The sequence below is a fragment of the Pseudanabaena yagii GIHE-NHR1 genome, assembly GCF_012863495.1.
GTDB classification, from domain to species: Bacteria; Cyanobacteriota; Cyanobacteriia; order Pseudanabaenales; family Pseudanabaenaceae; genus Pseudanabaena; species Pseudanabaena yagii.
Genome location: NZ_JAAVJL010000001.1, coordinates 480876 through 497735, shown reverse-complemented (window position 1 = coordinate 497735; position 16860 = coordinate 480876). Strand labels below are relative to the sequence as shown.

Annotated in this window: 17 protein-coding genes and 2 pseudogenes; 5 read left to right on the top strand and 14 right to left on the bottom strand. The window is 43.2% G+C overall.

Annotated features, from left to right (window positions below; translation table 11 throughout):
* The first annotated feature begins 39 nt into the window (after positions 1-39).
* Positions 40-369: a DUF4359 domain-containing protein gene (locus HC246_RS02420; protein ID WP_169361995.1), complete on the top strand. Its 330-nt coding sequence runs from the start codon at positions 40-42 to the stop codon at positions 367-369.
* 27 nt (positions 370-396) lie between these two features.
* Here HC246_RS02420 and obgE read toward each other — a convergent pair whose 3' ends face one another.
* The 6 genes from obgE to HC246_RS02390 form a co-directional block, all read right to left on the bottom strand.
* Positions 397-1392 (bottom strand): GTPase ObgE, encoded by a 996-nt coding sequence (gene obgE / locus HC246_RS02415; protein WP_169364429.1) that lies wholly within the window; start codon positions 1390-1392, stop codon positions 397-399.
* 298 nt (positions 1393-1690) lie between these two features.
* Complete coding sequence (locus HC246_RS02410; protein ID WP_169361994.1) at positions 1691-2281, bottom strand: cation transporter; 591 nt, start codon at positions 2279-2281, stop codon at positions 1691-1693.
* A gap of 63 nt (positions 2282-2344) precedes the next feature.
* Positions 2345-3328, bottom strand: a complete 984-nt coding sequence (locus HC246_RS02405; RefSeq protein WP_169361993.1) for a cation diffusion facilitator family transporter — start codon at positions 3326-3328, stop codon at positions 2345-2347.
* Between the two features lie 391 nt (positions 3329-3719).
* Positions 3720-4043, bottom strand: a complete 324-nt coding sequence (locus tag HC246_RS02400; RefSeq protein ID WP_169361992.1) for a YnfA family protein — start codon at positions 4041-4043, stop codon at positions 3720-3722.
* 181 nt (positions 4044-4224) lie between these two features.
* Positions 4225-4668 (bottom strand): SH3 domain-containing protein, encoded by a 444-nt coding sequence (locus HC246_RS02395; RefSeq protein WP_169361991.1) that lies wholly within the window; start codon positions 4666-4668, stop codon positions 4225-4227.
* A gap of 207 nt (positions 4669-4875) precedes the next feature.
* Positions 4876-6078, bottom strand: coding sequence for an ATP phosphoribosyltransferase regulatory subunit (locus tag HC246_RS02390; protein WP_169361990.1), 1203 nt, complete (start codon positions 6076-6078; stop codon positions 4876-4878).
* Positions 6079-6273: 195 nt separating this feature from the next.
* On the opposite strand from HC246_RS02390, the gene HC246_RS02385 reads away from it, so the two are divergent.
* On the top strand, positions 6274-6564 hold the full coding sequence (locus HC246_RS02385; protein WP_169361989.1) for a nucleotidyltransferase family protein: 291 nt from the start codon (positions 6274-6276) through the stop codon (positions 6562-6564).
* A 77-nt stretch (positions 6565-6641) separates the two neighbouring features.
* Here the strand turns inward: HC246_RS02385 and HC246_RS02380 are convergent.
* Positions 6642-7169 (bottom strand): annotated as a pseudogene (locus HC246_RS02380) (PDDEXK nuclease domain-containing protein); the annotation flags it as partial.
* A gap of 270 nt (positions 7170-7439) precedes the next feature.
* Here HC246_RS02380 and HC246_RS02375 point away from each other — a divergent pair.
* Positions 7440-8270: a DUF3800 domain-containing protein gene (locus HC246_RS02375; RefSeq protein ID WP_169361987.1), complete on the top strand. Its 831-nt coding sequence runs from the start codon at positions 7440-7442 to the stop codon at positions 8268-8270.
* Between the two features lie 134 nt (positions 8271-8404).
* Here the strand turns inward: HC246_RS02375 and HC246_RS02370 are convergent, their stop codons facing one another.
* Positions 8405-11989 (bottom strand): class I SAM-dependent DNA methyltransferase, encoded by a 3585-nt coding sequence (locus tag HC246_RS02370; RefSeq protein WP_211167607.1) that lies wholly within the window; start codon positions 11987-11989, stop codon positions 8405-8407.
* A 148-nt stretch (positions 11990-12137) separates the two neighbouring features.
* Between HC246_RS02370 and HC246_RS02365 the strand changes: the two genes are divergently transcribed.
* Complete coding sequence (locus HC246_RS02365) at positions 12138-12419, top strand: hypothetical protein (protein WP_169361986.1); 282 nt, start codon at positions 12138-12140, stop codon at positions 12417-12419.
* Between the two features lie 10 nt (positions 12420-12429).
* On the opposite strand, the gene HC246_RS02360 is transcribed toward HC246_RS02365, so the two are convergent.
* The 4 genes and pseudogenes from HC246_RS02360 to HC246_RS02345 all read right to left on the bottom strand — a co-directional run bounded on the left by HC246_RS02360 (position 12430) and on the right by HC246_RS02345 (position 13873).
* Complete coding sequence (locus HC246_RS02360) at positions 12430-12786, bottom strand: type II toxin-antitoxin system PemK/MazF family toxin (protein WP_211167606.1); 357 nt, start codon at positions 12784-12786, stop codon at positions 12430-12432.
* On the bottom strand, positions 12744-12962 hold the full coding sequence (locus tag HC246_RS02355) for a ribbon-helix-helix domain-containing protein (RefSeq protein WP_169361985.1): 219 nt from the start codon (positions 12960-12962) through the stop codon (positions 12744-12746). The genes HC246_RS02360 and HC246_RS02355 overlap by 43 nt, the downstream gene beginning before the upstream one ends.
* A 133-nt stretch (positions 12963-13095) precedes the next feature.
* Positions 13096-13538: pseudogene (locus HC246_RS02350) on the bottom strand (type II toxin-antitoxin system YhaV family toxin).
* Between the two features lie 8 nt (positions 13539-13546).
* Positions 13547-13873: a hypothetical protein gene (locus HC246_RS02345; RefSeq protein WP_169361984.1), complete on the bottom strand. Its 327-nt coding sequence runs from the start codon at positions 13871-13873 to the stop codon at positions 13547-13549.
* Between the two features lie 69 nt (positions 13874-13942).
* Here HC246_RS02345 and HC246_RS02340 point away from each other — a divergent pair, with 69 nt between their 5' ends.
* Positions 13943-14182 carry a histidine phosphatase family protein gene (locus HC246_RS02340; protein ID WP_169361983.1) on the top strand — a complete coding sequence of 80 codons (240 nt, stop codon included), beginning with the start codon at positions 13943-13945 and terminating at the stop codon, positions 14180-14182.
* 95 nt (positions 14183-14277) lie between these two features.
* Here the strand turns inward: HC246_RS02340 and HC246_RS02335 are convergent, their stop codons facing one another.
* Together HC246_RS02335 and HC246_RS02330 are read right to left on the bottom strand one after the other, a co-directional pair.
* On the bottom strand, positions 14278-15570 hold the full coding sequence (locus HC246_RS02335) for an NF041680 family putative transposase (protein WP_169364424.1): 1293 nt from the start codon (positions 15568-15570) through the stop codon (positions 14278-14280).
* Positions 15571-15794: 224 nt separating this feature from the next.
* Complete coding sequence (locus HC246_RS02330) at positions 15795-16769, bottom strand: alpha-ketoacid dehydrogenase subunit beta (RefSeq protein WP_126387672.1); 975 nt, start codon at positions 16767-16769, stop codon at positions 15795-15797.
* Positions 16770-16860: the final 91 nt, after the last annotated feature.

Genomic DNA, 16860 nt, shown 5'->3' with positions numbered 1-16860 from the left:
TTTGCCGCGCACCAATGATTCTTTCAGTGAGAAGGGAGTATGAAATTACAAATAGTTTTAATTGGGATTGCCGTAGTTGCTGTCGGTATGGCAATCACTAATCCCAGTAAAGATCGCTACATCGAATATGCAACGGAGCAGTTTTCGGAAACAGGTAAAACCTCAATTTGTGCTGGTGAGAATATGCCGATCGCTGCTCAACAATCCTGTAAATTTGTGATCTCTCAAGGCAAAGGTGTAATCAAGAGAATTGTTAACAACTCCACAAAGCAGCAAAATTATGTATTGTTCAGCCTTTACGAAACTGATCTACCGAATAAAAAAGTAACGACGATCGCAGCCTTTGGTAATTTTCATATGCTCAAATAAAAACAAGGGGCTTAAGCCCCTTGTTTACTAAGGATTGTCTTGATCAAACTGCTCCAATAGTTTCCAGACTGATTGCAAGAGCTTGTCTAGCCCCTTTTTCGAGGCAGCCGAAATCGCGAGAATCGGGATATCAAACTGTGAGGAAATTGCCTCAACATCTTCAGGCAACATTGCATCGATTTTATTGAGAACTAGAATCTGAGGCTTTTCGTCTAAGCCATGACCATAGGCAGCTAACTCTTCTTGAATCGTATGGTAAGCCGCTAAAGGATCATCTTGAGTCACATCTATTAAGTGAATTAAGAGCTTAGTGCGTTCCACATGGCGCAAAAAGTCATGTCCCAAGCCAATGCCATCGGATGCACCTTCAATAAGGCCAGGAATATCCGCAAAGACAATACCATCACCTGAAGGCTTAGACACTACACCTAAATTTGGTACTAGTGTGGTGAAAGGATAATCTGCAATTTTGGGACGGGCTGCCGAAACGACTGAGATCAGCGTTGATTTACCTGCATTTGGCAACCCAATAATCCCCACCTCAGCAATAAGTTTTAGTTCTAGATAAAGAGATAGCTCCTCTCCGGGTAATCCAGGTAAAGCATAGTCAGGGGCACGATTTTGATTGCTCAAGAAATATTTATTACCTAAGCCGCCTTTACCGCCTCTAGCTACTACCAAGGTTTGATCAGTATCAGTGAGATCACCCAAAACTTCTCCTGTTTCCGCATTCATTACCACCGTACCCAATGGCACTTTGATAATGCGATCGCTGCCGCGTTTGCCAGTCATGTTGCTAGGACCACCACGTTCGCCATCTTCTGCTTTAAAAATATTCTCGAAGCGAAAGTCTAGAAGGGTTTGCAGATCGGTAGTTGCCTGTAAAATCACCGAGCCACCATTACCGCCATTACCACCTGCAGGACCACCCGCAGGTACATATTTTTCACGGCGAAAGGCAACTAGCCCATCTCCACCATTTCCTGACTTTACTTGTATCGTAACGTGATCGATAAAATGCATTGCTAATCCGATTAATTGCTCTGAGGAGTTCAAGGAAAGTTTAGAAAGGATGGCAGCCATCCTTTCTAAACTTTCCTTGGGTTTTTAAGTAAGCGCAAAGCGCTAAGCAAGATAACGCAATTTACTTGCAGCGTTATCTTTATTTAGTTTTATATCTATTATGCTATAGCAGTCCTAAATCATTTGTAGATTTTTGAGTTTGTGGAAGTGCACCCCGAAGGGGTGCACTTCCACAATATATGCCTTGACAAAGTGTAAAAAACAAAAGAGAGAGGTCGCGCTTTGCGCGACCTCTCTTCTAGACTGTTCGAGCATCTCGAATAATCCTAATTCCTCCCCAAATCACTAAAATTGCAATCCCAAAACCAGCAACTAAATCGGGAATGCGAGAGCTTAACCAAGAAACTAGAAAGCCTGCAAGGATCACACTGATATTGGCGATCACATCATTTTGCGTAAAAATCCAACTTGCTCTCATATGAACTTCCCCTTGACGATGCTTAGCTAGTAGGTACAACCCATAACTATTTGCGATCAAGGCTAAAAAAGCGATGCCCATCATCCAATGGGATTCAGGGGCGCTTCCCCAGATAAATTTTTGAATGACATCAATCAAAATCATGGCAGCTAAGGTGATTTGCAAAATCCCACTCAACATTGCAGCACGGTTTTTGGAATGAGCAGATTTGCCAACAGCATAGAGAGACAGCATATACACCGATGCATCAGCAAACATATCCAGTGAGTCAGCAATCAGGGCTGTAGAATGTGCCAAAATCCCCGCAATACAACCAACTACAAACATCGTGCCATTAATAATGAGGAGTATTCGCAGAGTTTTTCTTTCTGCGGCATTTTTAGCCTCCATGTGGCATCCACAGTCTGACATGGTTCCTCCTGAGCCTGATTTAGATCGTCGCTTGAACAGCATGGCGCAAAGCCCCAACCTATGCTACTTGGATTCTTGGATAGTTTGGGCTTGGCATTTGGTTTCGAGAACACAAGGATGATCGCGATCGCCTGTTTCGATTTGCAAAGTGCTATGGGCGATCGCAAAGTGCTGTTGTAAATCTCGACTGATCTGAGCAAGAAATTCATCACTATTGCCTGTGGGCATCACTAAATGTGCAGTTAGAGCCGTTTCCACAGTACTCATATTCCAGATATGCAAATCATGAACTCCTATTACCCCATCCAGTTCCGATAGATAAGTCCGCACTGCTCGCTCATCAATATCATTAGGCACGCCATCGATCGCTAAGTTAAATGAATCCTTTAATAGCTCCCAAGTACTGAAAATAATCAGAGCGCTAATCACTAAGCTAAAAACGGGATCAAGCCAAAACCATTTGGTGAATATAATCGCGATCCCCGCAAGGACGACTCCAAGAGAAACTAAGGCATCGGCTGCCATGTGCAGAAATACAGCCCTAATATTCAGATCGCCTTTACTACCAGAGGCAAACAAGAGAGCCGTTGCCGTATTAATCACAATCCCGATCGCCGCCACAGCGATAATCACACCACCTTCAACCTTGCTTGATGGCTCCAACAATCGCTGAATTGCCTCCCAGACAATCCCCCCTGTAGTGACTAGCAAAAAAATGGCATTGAGAAAAGTAGCCAAAATCGATGACTTGCGCCAGCCATAGGTATAGCGGCTAGAGGGTTGGCGGCGCGATACTAAAATTGCTACCCATGAAATGACTAGCCCCAGGACATCGCTGAGATTATGGGCAGCATCGGCAATCAATGATACGGAGTTAGAGAAAAAGCCAAATCCAAACTCCGTAACCACAAACCCCACATTCAGAATAAAGCCGATGATGAAGGCTTGACTATAGTTAGTTGGAACCGCATGATCATGCCCATGATGGGAGTGACTATGCCCTTTATGCGAGTGGTCATGGTGTTTATGGGAATGCTGATGGGGCATTGTGGCAAAACCTCCAATATTAAACTTTTATACCAAATCACGAAAGTGTGACAACACTTTTGTGATTTGAAAACCAAACCCAGTGAGGGTTTTTCAATGAAGAAATGGCAAAGCCGTTTCTTCATTTGGTATTGTATTAGCTATGACGCGATCGCCCAGTCTGCAAAGTCTTGAGAACTACTGCCATATCATTTCGACTGAGGCGATCGCCATTTTCGAGGATGGTTAGTGGTGATGGATAGTTGGCAATAACCATAGCCTTTAGAGGTTGCGCTTTTGTTGATCTTAGCAGTCTTAACTTTTGATGCAGCAATTACCAGATCACCCAAACAAGAATAATTTTGAAAGTAACGCTTTCAAAATTATTCTTGTTTGGGTTTGTGGATGATTACTATGATCTTGGCGCATACATAATTACTAATACCCCCAAGAAGGCGATCCCAGCCCCAATTAGATCAAATTTATCAGGAATAACTCGATCCACTAACCATCCCCAAGCGATCGATAACACAATGAAGATGCCTCCGTAAGCGGCATAGGCTCTGCCAAAGTTAGCTGTTTGAAGGGTTGGCAGAACTCCATATAGCCCCAAGATCACCATCCCAATTATCGCTAACCAAAAGCTTTTGCCTTCTCGCAACCATAGCCAAAATAAATAGCCACCACCAATTTCACAGAGTCCTGCTAAGAAGAATAAAAATAGTGACCGAATCATGAGTGTTCTTGTTTATATGGAGTAAGTGCGGATCTTTACGCCGCACTTACAGCGCTTTGCGCTTTCTCGACCTAGATAAATTTTGAAAAAGCTTGCGAAGCAAGCTTTTTCAAAATTTATCTGTATTACACAAATCCTAAATAGGATGTATCTATTGAATAAAAAATGACATAGCCATTTTTTATTCTTTGGTGATATTGCCAGATCTAACCCAACCTTCTTCTTTGGTGTTTTCGTTACGAACATATACCCATTCGCGATCGGGGGCTTCTCGAATTACAGAAACTTTAGTATTAAAGTCCGCACCACCAACGCTCTTAGAGGCTTGGCTTGGATCAGCACGAAATACTAGACCAATGCTAGCGTTAACCTTACCTTGATACTTAGCATCATTAGTTTTAGGTTTTGCCTTGACCGTAGGTTGAGGCATAGGCGCAACTTTAATTGCAGCGATCGGTGGTGCTGGTGCTGGAACCGACTTTAGATCATTGGAAAATACAGGTCTTTGGGGATGTTTCTGAAATGGCAAAATGACGTAATACCAGCCTGTCGCCACGATCGCCACAATTATCCCTAGGCTAAAAGCTAAACTTGTACTCGATTTTGCAGTTTCGGGAAATCTCATTCAGGCACACCTATCTCTATCAAAAATCACTAGCAAAATGGATGAGAGATTTACTAAATGAAGATCACTTAGTGATCTTCATTTAGTAAATCTCTATCTACGCAAATTTGATGATTGGTTGAATAGATTACCTTAAGTTCTCCAAATTTGACCAATATTTTTAAATAAAAAAGAGAGGTGCTGCTTAGCAGCACCTCTCTTTTTTATTTAAATAGCTGTTGTTTCTGAAGCGATCGCTCCATCACTACTTACCCATGCAATCTGGGGAATACCACGCGATCGCGCATGGTCACGCACAACATCAGCATCACGAAACTCTAGCTCTAGCTCGATCGCCTCTATTTGTGGCTCTTGGCGCAATTTTGCGGCATGGGCAAAGGCGGCTTGCATCGCATCGGGAGTTTTGGCGACAACTAACCAGCTTGATGTGGTGAGGGTTTGTGGTAATTGTTTTTGCAGAGCTTGTTGCAGGTCTTCGAGATTAATGCAAAAGCCGATACTGGGATAACTGACATTTTGTGGATGGTAGACACCGAGCAGGCGATCGTAGCGTCCGCCTTGGGCAACGACATAGTTATTACAGGCAACATCAAACACAATCCCTGTGTAATAGTCGAAGGTTTGCATAAAGCTGAGATCGAGGATGAGGCGATCGCTAGCATTTTGATTGGTACTTTCCCAAAGATCTATCAAGGATTTGAGGTAACTAATTTCTCCTGTCAGTCCTGATGTCCATTTGCTTGTGGAGAGACGGCTCAAGACATCCTTGGGCTTGCCACGTAGGTCAACCAATTCAAGGGCATAGCCTTTGACATCTTCGGGTAAGTCCATTTCGGTGATGGCAATGCGATCAAGTTTGGCAAGGCTTTGGCGGACTTTGGCGCGATATTGTTCTGGCAATAGATCGAGCAATGCACCTGTGAGTCTGGCATCGCCGAGGATGATTTGCCAATCTGGTAGTTCTACGCGATCGAGGCTTTCGGCTAAAAGCAATAAAATTTCGCCATCGGCTAACAATCCTGAAGCGCCCAGTAATTCTACGCCAGCCTGAAAGGATTCCTCGGAGGTGCTATTGGCTCGCCGCCGAAATACATTGGCATTGTAATAAAGTCGCTGCGGACAGGTTGCCACATGACTACCCAATCGGGCAGCATAGGCACGGGCGATCGAGGCGGTAAATTCAGGACGTAATCCTAAAATATCGATGCTGTTGCTATGCAGTTGGATTACGGATTTGGGATCGACGGCTCCGCCTGCGGTTAGCGATCGCAAATGTTCTACAGTTGGGGTAATGATGCGTTGATAGCCCCATGACTGAAAAACTTGTTGAATGCGGCTCTCGATCCAACGCTTTTGAGCAACGTCTAGGGGAAGTAAGTCTTTTGCGCCAGTCGGCAGTTGATGCACCATACAATTCTCTCAGTCTTCGCCTTTTATCCTACCGTGAATGCTTGCCGATATTAAGCGATCGCTTTTTAACTTGCTTGCTAGATTGAGATATATTTGCAGCAGTATTTGATTTGTCTGCCTTGATTACATTGTGCTGTTAACGTCTTTAAACATTCATGTAAGAATTAGAAGCAATCGTAAAACTCAAGTGCTGATATGAAGCGAGTAGAAGTTTTAGGAATTTTGGCAAAACATAGAGACCAAATCAAAGGTTTAGGAGTTGTATCTCTTGATTTATTTGGATCTGTTGCAAGAGATGAAGCGCGTCCTGATAGTGATGTAGATCTGTTAGTAGAATTTGCGATCGAAGCGACATTATTTGATTTGTTTCGTGTGCGGCGTTACTTAGAAGATATTTTGCAATGCAAAGTGGATTTAGGAACTAAGTCGGCACTTCGTCAACATCTTCGTGAGCCTGTGCTAAGGGAGTTAATTCGTGCCATTTAGAGATTTGAAAAAGCGGATAGAAGATATTTTGGCTGCGATCGCTAATTTTTTGCATCTAGCGATCGCAGAAAAACATATCAATCCTGTTCCGATGAAGGTAATCGCCGACGTGCTGAGGCGATCGCTTGTTGGAGTTTTGCTTGGAGTAGTTCTTTGGGTGGTAATACGGTGAGGTATTCAGCAACATGGATACCGCTTTTGTCTAGTTCGAGCAGTTCAATCTGTTCTTGTTTTTTACCTGCACATAAAATGATTCCCAATGGTGGAAGTTCATCGCTCTCTTGGTCATATTTGGCAAGCCAACGTAAATAAAGTTCCATTTGACTTTTATATTCGTGGCGAAAGTTGCCGAGTTTGAGGTCGATCACAACAAGGCGTTTGAGCTTGCGGTTATAGAACAGCAGGTCAATATAAAAGTCATCGTTATCAATTTGGATGCGTTTTTGTCTTGCGATAAAGGTAAATCCAGCTCCAAGTTCTAATAACAATTTCTCGATATCGCGCAGGATGGCATCTTCGAGGTCTTTTTCATAGTAGCGATCGCTTATATCTAAAAAGTCTAGGATGTAGGGATCTTTTAGCAGTAAGTCTGTGGATATTTGCTGCTCTTGACGCAGTTGTTCTAAATGATGCCGAATGGGGTCTTCAGATTTGTGTACAAGTTCGGCATTTCTAATAAGATCAATGGCGGCGCGTTGTTTAGCTGCGTCAATAAGCCGACTTATTTCGCTAAATAGTTTTTGTGCTGTTTCTTGGATATCTGGATTAATCTGTGGTGAGTTGCGATCGGCTTCGTTCATTGTTGCTACTAGTTAATATGCTTTAGCATTTGGTACAATATACTCAAATTTTCAGTAAAAGATAGGATAATTCGCTTGTCTCAAGAATATTTAATCTATTGCGATGAATCAATTGATAATGGCAAATATTTCTCTAATTTTTATGGTGGTGTCTTAGTACGTTCTTCGGACTTGGATCAAGTGCGAAAAATTTTGCAGGATCGAAAAATAGAACTAAATTTATTGAAAGAAGCAAAATGGTCAAAGGTTACAGATCAATATTTAAGTAAATATCTGGGGCTGATGGAAACATTTTTTGACCTAGTGGAAGCGGATAAAATTAAGACTAGGATTATGTTTACGCAAAATAGCATTGTTGCTAAAAGCTTACGTTCTGAACAATTAGAGAATGAATATTTTTTGCTGTATTATCAGTTTGTAAAACACGCTTTTGGTTTGCAATATTCTAATCCAACAAATTTACCTATTCAAGTTAGGCTCTATTTTGATGATTTACCTGACACTAGAGAGAAGGTTGCAAGTTTTAAGGCGTATATTGCTGGGCTGAATCATTTCCGCCAATTCGAGGATGCAAATATTAAAATCTCGTTGGATCAAATAGCGGAAGTAAAGTCTCACGATCACGCAATTATGCAGTGTTTAGATATAGTTTTAGGTTCAATGCAGTTTCGGCTAAATGATAAGCATAAGGAAAAGCCAGAAGGTTCAAGGTTTCGGGGTAAGAGAACCATTGACAAGGAGAAGCTATATAAGTACATTAGTCAGCGCATCCGTAAAATATATCCAAACTTTAATATTGGGGTAAGTACGGCTAGAAGTGATGTGAGAAATACTTGGTTGCATCCCTATCGTCATTGGCTATTTAAGCCGAGAGAACATGAAATTGATGTATCGAAAACTAAGTAATTTAGACAATCAAAAGCCCCGCCTTTGCTATGTCATTGGACTAATCTTTTTAGGGATTGTTTTTAGACGTATCCCAAGTGGAACTTGAGACTTCGCGAAAGGAAGGGCTATCTATACGATAGCACGTTTTATATTTAACTTGCTTGCTGTGTTTCGATGTGTTGCCAGTATTTGATTTGACCGTCTTGATGGCAGTGCAGGATGCCGAACCATTCTAGGCGTTCGAGGTTTTCGGAAATTGCATTTTTATATCTACCACCGTTTTTGAATTGGGCGGCGATTTGGGCGATCGTCCAAGGGTTGTTGCTGGTGCGGAGGAGGTCGCGGATGGCGGCGAGTTGGTCTTTTGGTTGTTTGGGGAAGGTTTTGACTTCGGCTGGGGCGATCGCTACTTCTTCACTTTCGCCAACACCTTCGATGATGGTTTGAGTGCGGACTTCGTTAGGTGCTTGGTATTCGGGACGTAGCCAGCGTATGTGTCCGTTCCGTTCTTCTTCGGCGCGTTGGGCGTTGAGGGTGACGAGGCGATCGAGGATGATTTCGGTGAGACTTTCACCCGATAGTTTATCAAGCCCCCTAAATCCCCCAATACTGGGGGACTTTGACTGATTAGACTGTTCGGTTCCCCCCAGAATTGGGGGGCTAGGGGGGCTATCAGTGGTCTGATGGAGAGAAGATGGCTTCAAGTCTTCCCATCCGTAGGCTTCTAGTACGGCGTTGTCTAGGTCGTCGTGGATTTGTTTGAGGGTGGAGACTAGGGCTTTGTTGTTGTATTCTCTGTCTTTGTCGGTGAAGTCTTCGCCTTTGCGGAGTTTTTCGAGGAGGTTATACATTCCTGTAATCGTGATTTCGGGATGTTGGGCTTGTACTTGTTTGCGATGGCGATCGAGTCTTTCCCCTAGTTGTCGAATTTTTTCTTTTTGTTCTAATGTTGCATCTGGGAAAGGAAACTTTCCAAAGCACTCGGAATGATTGTAGTTAGAATCATTACCAACTCCAAGCCATGCACCACTTTTTGAAGCCCATATTAGATGACAGCTAGATGAAAGAATCCCAAGATAAAAAGCATCATTTAAACCGAAAGCAATTAATTTCGCATCAGGCAAAATATCACCTTCTGCAAATACAAAAACACGATGCTTTGCAGTTCGGCAGGTAATAATATATCGGTCAAGTTCATTGATTGCATTACGGATTTCTTGGTTAGATCTCCCAAAAAGCCACCATTGCTCACGGCGAGCTTTGTCTTTCATTTCTAAGCGTTTTGGTCTTACAAGCTCATAAATTCTTTGATATATGTATGGATATTGCTTAACTTGCAATTCTGTTAAACCATACAAATCTATGATCCTTAGATTACGGGGTTTGTCAGTGATATCTTTACCATTACGATATCGTTTAACTAAATGAACGCCTTGAGGTTCTTGCTTCAACAGTTTTAGATATTCTTCTTCATTTAACTGAAAGCCTTCTCCTAAGACGATAACACCTTGTCCACTAAGTATAGAATTTGCTCTCAATTTCTTTGCTGATGCAACATCTGCACCAACACTTAAATCAGAATTAATTAATCCCCTTGACGAAGGTGTGAATATGAGAGAGATTTCATTCTCACCTTCTATTTCTTTTGCTACTTTTATTAGATTCCCCTCATGTTTTCCAAGTTTGCCTACAGTTATAGCAATTCTAACTGCGGCTCCATCTGCGCTGTCTATCCAAGGATGATCTGGAATGGCAAATGTCAAAGATATTGGATTAGTTCCTGATAGATATTCATGTAACACTTTTCTGTTGAAAGTTTGAGTAATGCTATTAGTCGTAATTAACCCAAAGCTCTTTAGTTTATTATCAATCACCAATTTGGCTGACTGATTCCACCAATACATTACAAAATCAACCGTATCTGAAATATCGCCATGAGTTGCCCGTAGCGCGTCAACATAGCCATCACCTAATCTATCTCTCATTCGTTTATTCCCAATAAAAGGAGGGTTAGAAACAATGTAATCAGCCTCTTGCCACACCGCAGGACGCGGATTAATGTAGCGATAGATGGGAACCTGATCCGACGGATCAGGCACATCCTCACCCGTCACAGGATGCCTCATCGTCCGCCCACCCCAACGACTCCGCACCTTACCCGTCTTCGCATCAACATCAAGCTCCCGCCCATCATAAGCCAACACCGCATCCCGAAACTCGATATTATGGAAATCCTGCAAGATTGGCTCAGGCGGTGGCGTAGTGCCATAACGCTTAAAATGCCACTGCAAATAACCAATCCAGATTACTAACTCCGCGATCGCCGCCGCCCTTGGATTAATCTCAATACCCAAAAACTGCGAAGGATTCACCTGCTTCCGTCCCGCCAAACGGGGATCGAACTCCTCCAACAAATCTGTCGTCACCTTCCCCAACACATCCAACAACCGCATCTGCACCTCCTGCTCCAACGTCTTGATCAAATCCAACGTCACATACAAGAAATTACCCGAACCGCAAGCAGGGTCAAGAATCCGCACCTGTTGCAAACGCTCCAAAAACGCCCGAATCTCTACCGCCGCCTTATCTCTTTGCGACTTCGTTGGTTCCTCCTGTCCATCCTTCAGCACCAAAAGCCGATTAACCTCAGTCTCAACTAAAAGCCACTCCTCGCGCAAAGGTTCCATCACCACAGGACGCACCAACCTCTCCACATAGGATCGCGGCGTATAGTGCGCCCCCAATCGACTGCGCTCCTTCTTCTCTAACGCCCGTTCCAACAAAGTCCCAAAAATCGCAGGTTCCACCTCGCGCCAATCCTTTTGGGCAGCATCATACAACACCTCTAGCTGCTCCTTCGGCAAATCAAAGGCGATCGCATTCGCAAAGAAACTGCCATTAAACTGCGGAATCGCATCAAAATTGAACTTCCCACCCGTATTCATCACCTTCCACAGATCCTCAATCTCAGCCTTAAATCGGCTCGGTTCAGGAATCCAACGCTCCTGTAACGCCCTCGTAAAAATCTCCCCCTGCAACAACCGCACATCCTCCGCAAACATCGTAAAAATGCAGCGCATCAAAAAATTCGCTACCTCCTGCGGTTCCTTACCCTGCTCCTCTAGCCACTTCGCCAACTTTGCCAAAGTCCCCGCCACCTCTCGCGTCACCCGCGCCCGATACTTCTCAGGATTCAGACTTTGCGGATCGCTAAAAATCGCCACAAAGCGATCGAAAACCTTCTCTTTAAGAAGATCCTCAAGGGGAATTACTTCCCGCGCCCCATAGCCACCATAGTTGCCACTAAAACTCATCCAAAGCTCAAAATGCGAACCAATATCGCAAGTCATCAAAAACGGCGGCTTGCTATTTAAAAACGGCGTATAGCTCAAAGCCTGATAAAAAGCCTTCTCCATCATCCGCAAATAGCTCTCAGTCCCGCGCTTCGGCGAACTTTGTTTAGGCTTATCACTCCCCTGTTTTGCCTCAATTAAGAAATGCCCCTCCCGATGGAAATCCACAAAATTTGTCTTAATTCCCTCCTTATGAAAAACTTTAATCTCCTTATCAAAACAGTAAGGATCACCCTGCATAGTCCCCTTCGGAATCGGACGCTCCACCCCCAACGCCCCACACAAATCATCAAAAAAAGTCTGATAATTAGCTCGCTCATTTCCCTGTGAGCCTTGCCATTTAGCTAAAAATGCTTGAATATTCGTGCGATCGCGGTCATCCATAACATCTACTGAAACTTTCGGATAATTCTAGCATTTTTGCATCCAAATCAAAGCGATTGCAATTTTGGGTGATGGATTTAGCGATCGTCTTTACTACTAGGGTTTTGCTAAACTAAAACTAACTTGAACGTGGATCGAGAAAAGTAGTATGAACACAATTAAAAACGAGATAGTGCAACGCTTAGAAATTATCCCTGATGACAAACTGCGAGAAGTGCTTAGCTTTTTAAACTATCTCGTATGGCAAACTGAAAACTCACGCACTCAAGAAGATACAGACTGGCTAGAGAGCGACCTGTCAGGTTTAGATAATTATGAATCCTATGAATGGCAAGAAGGAGAACTACAAGAAGGGCTACCCGTTAAATTTATCGCGGCATCTTCACACCTCAACAATATGAAGCGATCGCTAAGGCACTTCAACAAATAATAGAACCTGATTAAAGTTCCAAATACCTAACTAAAATCTGTTGTATCTCTTGCAATTGATTCGCTTCTACTTGACCAAGACATTGAATCAACCTACGTTTATCAAAAGTCATCGGATCGATACAGACAACAAAACTATTACTGCTAAGACCATTATTAATAGAAGGAATCAAAGGCACAATCACTGGCAGTAATCGATCGCTAGGATTAGCAGAAGTAATCGGTAACACAGTTACCTTACTACGCTGATTAAAAGCAGTTCCAGAGATAATCACCGCAGGACGAGTTTTGCGAATTTCTGTACCAATCGAAGGATCGAAACTTACTAACCAGATACTTCCCAATCGATAATCGCCGCTTGCTGCCATGCCGCATCCTCATCATTTGACAACTCATCTAATAACAAACAAGCTTCAACCATCGCCTGCTTTTCCTGCTGCTTCCGCCATGCTTGCAGTAACCCCTCAATGAGCCGACTGCGATTTTCTACGCGATCGTCAACGTAGTGGACTAACTCATCTGGAAGAGAAATAGATATTTTCATAGCTATTTTATACTACTCATAATGCTACTGATGGTAGCACACACGTCGAATTGCGATCGCCATTTGTAGAGATTATTGTTGCGATCGCCGTCGAACTCTTCTGCACTTGGGGCGTTAAATACAAACCGAGAGATTAAATAACATCAGTTTCCGCAAGGAGTTGTTCTAAATTCTCAGGGAAATCGCCATTATGCACCATCCGCGAAAAAACTTCATAACAATCATTTTTATCACCTTCCTTACGCGGAAATCCCAACCAGAGAACAATCAAAACCTTTCGATTTTCTGCCTCAAAAGCTCGAAAAAAGAGCCGATAGCGATCGCTTAGCCCCATTCCCTTCAATCGTCCATAATGCTTCAGCGCACCCTTGAGTGCAAATTGAGGTGCAAACGGATCGATAACTATTTTTTCCTTAATCCCCACCATTACAGCAGCAAGCAATTTAACCGTAGGATGTTTAACAAACACTTCAGGCGGTAGATTCGCCTTTAATTGTCTGACCTGTTCCTTTAGTTGCCGTCTTTGTTCACCAAAAAAATTTCGATGGAAGTAATTTCCCAACCATTGCGAATGATTGCACTCATCAATCGATTTCAACCCCTTCAAGGAGTTCATCATCATCTTGAGCCATCACTTCTGTATAAGCTTCAAGGCGATCACTATTTTTGAGAGCATCCTTAGTGATAAAGTCCAAAAACAAACTAAGCATTAATTCGTTATTTTCTTCATTACTTTCTGACTCATTTGTAACTGGTTCCAACTTAACCAAAAGCGTATCGTCAGTTAGAACCTCTACCCATCCTGTTGCATTAGCAAACCGAGGATGATCGCGATAAAACGATACTGGCAACCTAAAGCCAAGAGAATTGCCAATTTTCGCAGGAGCAAGTGAGTAGGTTTTGGAACCCATAGATGTTAATACAAATTGTAATAACGACAATATTATCCTAGCAGTTTTCACCATAATTGGCAGCTTATTATGGGGATTGATATTGATATGGTGATATGTCTGCTAGAAAGTGTGATGCTAAAACTCTATTTTGTCCGTCATGGTGAAAGTATTGCTAACCTGCTCCATGAGTTTTCTAACACTGGCTGCAAACATCCTCTAACTGAGAATGGAATTAATCAAGCTAAATTATTAGCCGATCAATTGTCTGGTTTGCAGATTACTCAGATTTATTCTAGTCCTATCTTGAGAGCCTGGAATTTAGACTAAGTTGATTAAGAGAAACAGAAAAAGAGCAGGAAAAAGTAACCCATAAAATGGAGAACTGAGCAAAACGAAGAGAGAGAAAAGGAGAATATTGAAGGTTAGGAATTAAGGTTGTCTTTATTGACCTTTTTCGGACGGGAGGCGTGTTTTTTGATGACAGGAAAGCGAGGAAAAGGAGACCGCTTACGCCCAGAATTCCAGCCAAGAGACTTACCACGAGGTTTGGGAGAACAAGCAGGAGAGCCAATCCTAACTAAAAGTGCAGCAAAGCCCTGAGCAACACGACCAAGAGTAAGATTGGTTTGAGTTTTTTGCCAAGGCAAAGGAGTATCAATAACCAGTTGACGCGCCAACCATAACTGCCAAGACAATAGAGGCATGAGGTCACTCCAGCGCAAAGCCTGTTGAGGAGTCAGTAATTGAGGCAGAGTCCAATGTAAACGTTGTTTGGCAAAGCGATACCAATGGTCGATGGCAAAACGGCGTAAGTACAGTCTCCAAATCTGCTCTAAAGATGGCATTTGCTCACCCACCCAAGCTAACCACAAACCAGAGCAATGGGGATGGGTAACTCGCATAACTTGGAAATGTCGTTGGGATGCTTTTTTAAAGTGTAAATCAGACCATTGCTGGATTAGCACTTGTCCGACAGTCTCATCCTCTAAGCTAAAAGTTGCCGATGGCTCTCCCCAACTATCAGCATTGGCAAGTTGGAATTTATCCCCATGCTTGCGGGGACGACCACAGCCACTATAGGGGGCAGGAGCTTTGTATAAGCATCGATTCGGGCGTAGTCGCAGTAGTAAATCTACGGGGATATCCTCGGTCAAATTTATGAAGGTGGCACTGCCATATTCACTGTCGTACGTGGCGATCGGTCTTGCTGTCAAATCGCGACATACTTGCCTCAGTTGGAATGCACCTCTTTGGGCTGCTGTCTCAAAACTACTGATGCGTTCATGACATAACGGAATCGCCCAACTCCCTGACATTTCTGGTATCCATGCCAAGGTGCTGTAGTCGTGCCCTAACACAATTGGTTTGTTCCCTTCTACCAAATTCGGTTGATGCACAAAAATCCTGTCTCTTAGCGTTTTGGCATGCGGTCTTCCCCATCCTGTATGGTCTCCTGCTAGTAATGGGCGGATGGCTTTCGGGATTTGTTCCACACATAATCGTCTCAGCTTTCCTCGGTTTGGACGACTGTCTTTTAATGATTCATACAGGCTTGACCATTTCCGTCGATACACTGCTGATAATGATAATTCTGCAAATGATTTCACTCTTGGACTCGTCAATACTGCATCCATCAAGTCTAATATGGCATCTCTTCCGTTCCCTAAAAATTTATATGCCTGTTGACGAAATTCCTGTAGTTTATCAATAATCATGGCTGTAGATGTCTCTTTACTTTTCATCTACTTTAGGCAGTTTGTATCTCTTTTACTCTGCCTTTCTTACATCTTTTAGTCTAAACTCCAGTAAGTTTTGCTTAGGACATAAAATCCAAATAAGTGAAGGCGGCACGAAGTGCCGCCTTCACTTATTTGGGTTTTAATTTAACGCACAACTCAAAAAAAAGCGGCACGAAGTGCCGCTTTTTTTTGAGTTGTCATTAGGCTAGTAACTTCTCAACTGCTGCAATTACATCTTCAGGTTGAGGAATTGTTAGGTTCTCCAATCCGCCATTATAGGGAGTAGGTACATCCAAAGCGGCAAGACGGACAATTGGCGCATCCAACTCATCAAAGTAATGGTCATTGATCGAAGCGATGATTTCGGAACCGATACTGGCGCAACGCATTCCTTCTTCAACGATGACAATGCGATGGGTTTTCCGTAAGGAGGTGACGATGGTTTCCAGATCGAGAGGCTTCAAGGAAATCAAGTCAATTACTTCAGGATCGTAGCCCTTATCAACGAGGGTCTCAACAGCCTTGAGAACGTGATAGCGCATTCTCGAATAGGTGAGAATCGTCACATCGCTGCCTTCGCGCACGATTTCCGCCTTATCTAGGGGCAGTAAATACTCCTCATCGGGAATATCTTCCTTGAGGTTATATAGCAACACATGCTCGAAGAATAGGATCGGATTATCGTTGCGAATCGCCGATTTTAGTAAACCTTTAGCATTGTAAGGTGTGGAGCAAGCCACCATCTTAATCCCCGGAACTGCTTGGAAATAGGTTTCAAGACGTTGAGAATGTTCTGCACCGAGGTTGCGACCGACACCACCAGGACCACGAATGACGATGGGGATTTTGAAGTTACCACCAGAGGTATAGCGCAACATCCCTGCGTTGTTAGAAATTTGGTTAAAGGCAAGGAGCAAGAAGCCCATGTTCATGCCTTCAACGATGGGGCGCAAGCCTGTCATGGCTGAGCCGATCGCTAAGCCTGTAAAACTGTTTTCGGCGATCGGGGTATCGAGGAGGCGCAAGTCACCGTATTTCTTGTAAAGGTCTTTGGTTACTTTGTAGGAGCCGCCATAATGCCCCACGTCTTCGCCTAGAACATAAACGGCTGGATCGCGCTCCATTTCCTCATCGATCGCCTCTCTGAGGGCGTTAAAAAAAGTAACCTCTGCCATATTTATCTATTTATTATTTACATAGTTATTGGGGCTAACGCTCAATTATAACTTTACAAAGCGTAAATCTTGCACCAAAACTTACACCAAA

What these genes read in the sequence shown, in the direction of transcription:
- HC246_RS02420 (WP_169361995.1), top strand. Translation starts at nt 40, where the DNA reads ATGAAATTACAAATAGTTTTAATTGGGATTGCCGTAGTTGCTGTCGGT.
- obgE (WP_169364429.1), bottom strand. Translation starts at nt 1,392, where the DNA reads ATGCATTTTATCGATCACGTTACGATACAAGTAAAGTCAGGAAATGGT.
- HC246_RS02410 (WP_169361994.1), bottom strand. Translation starts at nt 2,281, where the DNA reads ATGTCAGACTGTGGATGCCACATGGAGGCTAAAAATGCCGCAGAAAGA.
- HC246_RS02405 (WP_169361993.1), bottom strand. Translation starts at nt 3,328, where the DNA reads ATGCCCCATCAGCATTCCCATAAACACCATGACCACTCGCATAAAGGG.
- HC246_RS02400 (WP_169361992.1), bottom strand. Translation starts at nt 4,043, where the DNA reads ATGATTCGGTCACTATTTTTATTCTTCTTAGCAGGACTCTGTGAAATT.
- HC246_RS02395 (WP_169361991.1), bottom strand. Translation starts at nt 4,668, where the DNA reads ATGAGATTTCCCGAAACTGCAAAATCGAGTACAAGTTTAGCTTTTAGC.
- HC246_RS02390 (WP_169361990.1), bottom strand. Translation starts at nt 6,078, where the DNA reads ATGGTGCATCAACTGCCGACTGGCGCAAAAGACTTACTTCCCCTAGAC.
- HC246_RS02385 (WP_169361989.1), top strand. Translation starts at nt 6,274, where the DNA reads ATGAAGCGAGTAGAAGTTTTAGGAATTTTGGCAAAACATAGAGACCAA.
- HC246_RS02370 (WP_211167607.1), bottom strand. Translation starts at nt 11,989, where the DNA reads ATGGATGACCGCGATCGCACGAATATTCAAGCATTTTTAGCTAAATGG.
- HC246_RS02365 (WP_169361986.1), top strand. Translation starts at nt 12,138, where the DNA reads ATGAACACAATTAAAAACGAGATAGTGCAACGCTTAGAAATTATCCCT.
- HC246_RS02360 (WP_211167606.1), bottom strand. Translation starts at nt 12,786, where the DNA reads ATGGCAGCAAGCGGCGATTATCGATTGGGAAGTATCTGGTTAGTAAGT.
- HC246_RS02355 (WP_169361985.1), bottom strand. Translation starts at nt 12,962, where the DNA reads ATGAAAATATCTATTTCTCTTCCAGATGAGTTAGTCCACTACGTTGAC.
- HC246_RS02345 (WP_169361984.1), bottom strand. Translation starts at nt 13,873, where the DNA reads ATGGGTTCCAAAACCTACTCACTTGCTCCTGCGAAAATTGGCAATTCT.
- HC246_RS02340 (WP_169361983.1), top strand. Translation starts at nt 13,943, where the DNA reads ATGGGGATTGATATTGATATGGTGATATGTCTGCTAGAAAGTGTGATG.
- HC246_RS02335 (WP_169364424.1), bottom strand. Translation starts at nt 15,570, where the DNA reads ATGATTATTGATAAACTACAGGAATTTCGTCAACAGGCATATAAATTT.
- HC246_RS02330 (WP_126387672.1), bottom strand. Translation starts at nt 16,769, where the DNA reads ATGGCAGAGGTTACTTTTTTTAACGCCCTCAGAGAGGCGATCGATGAG.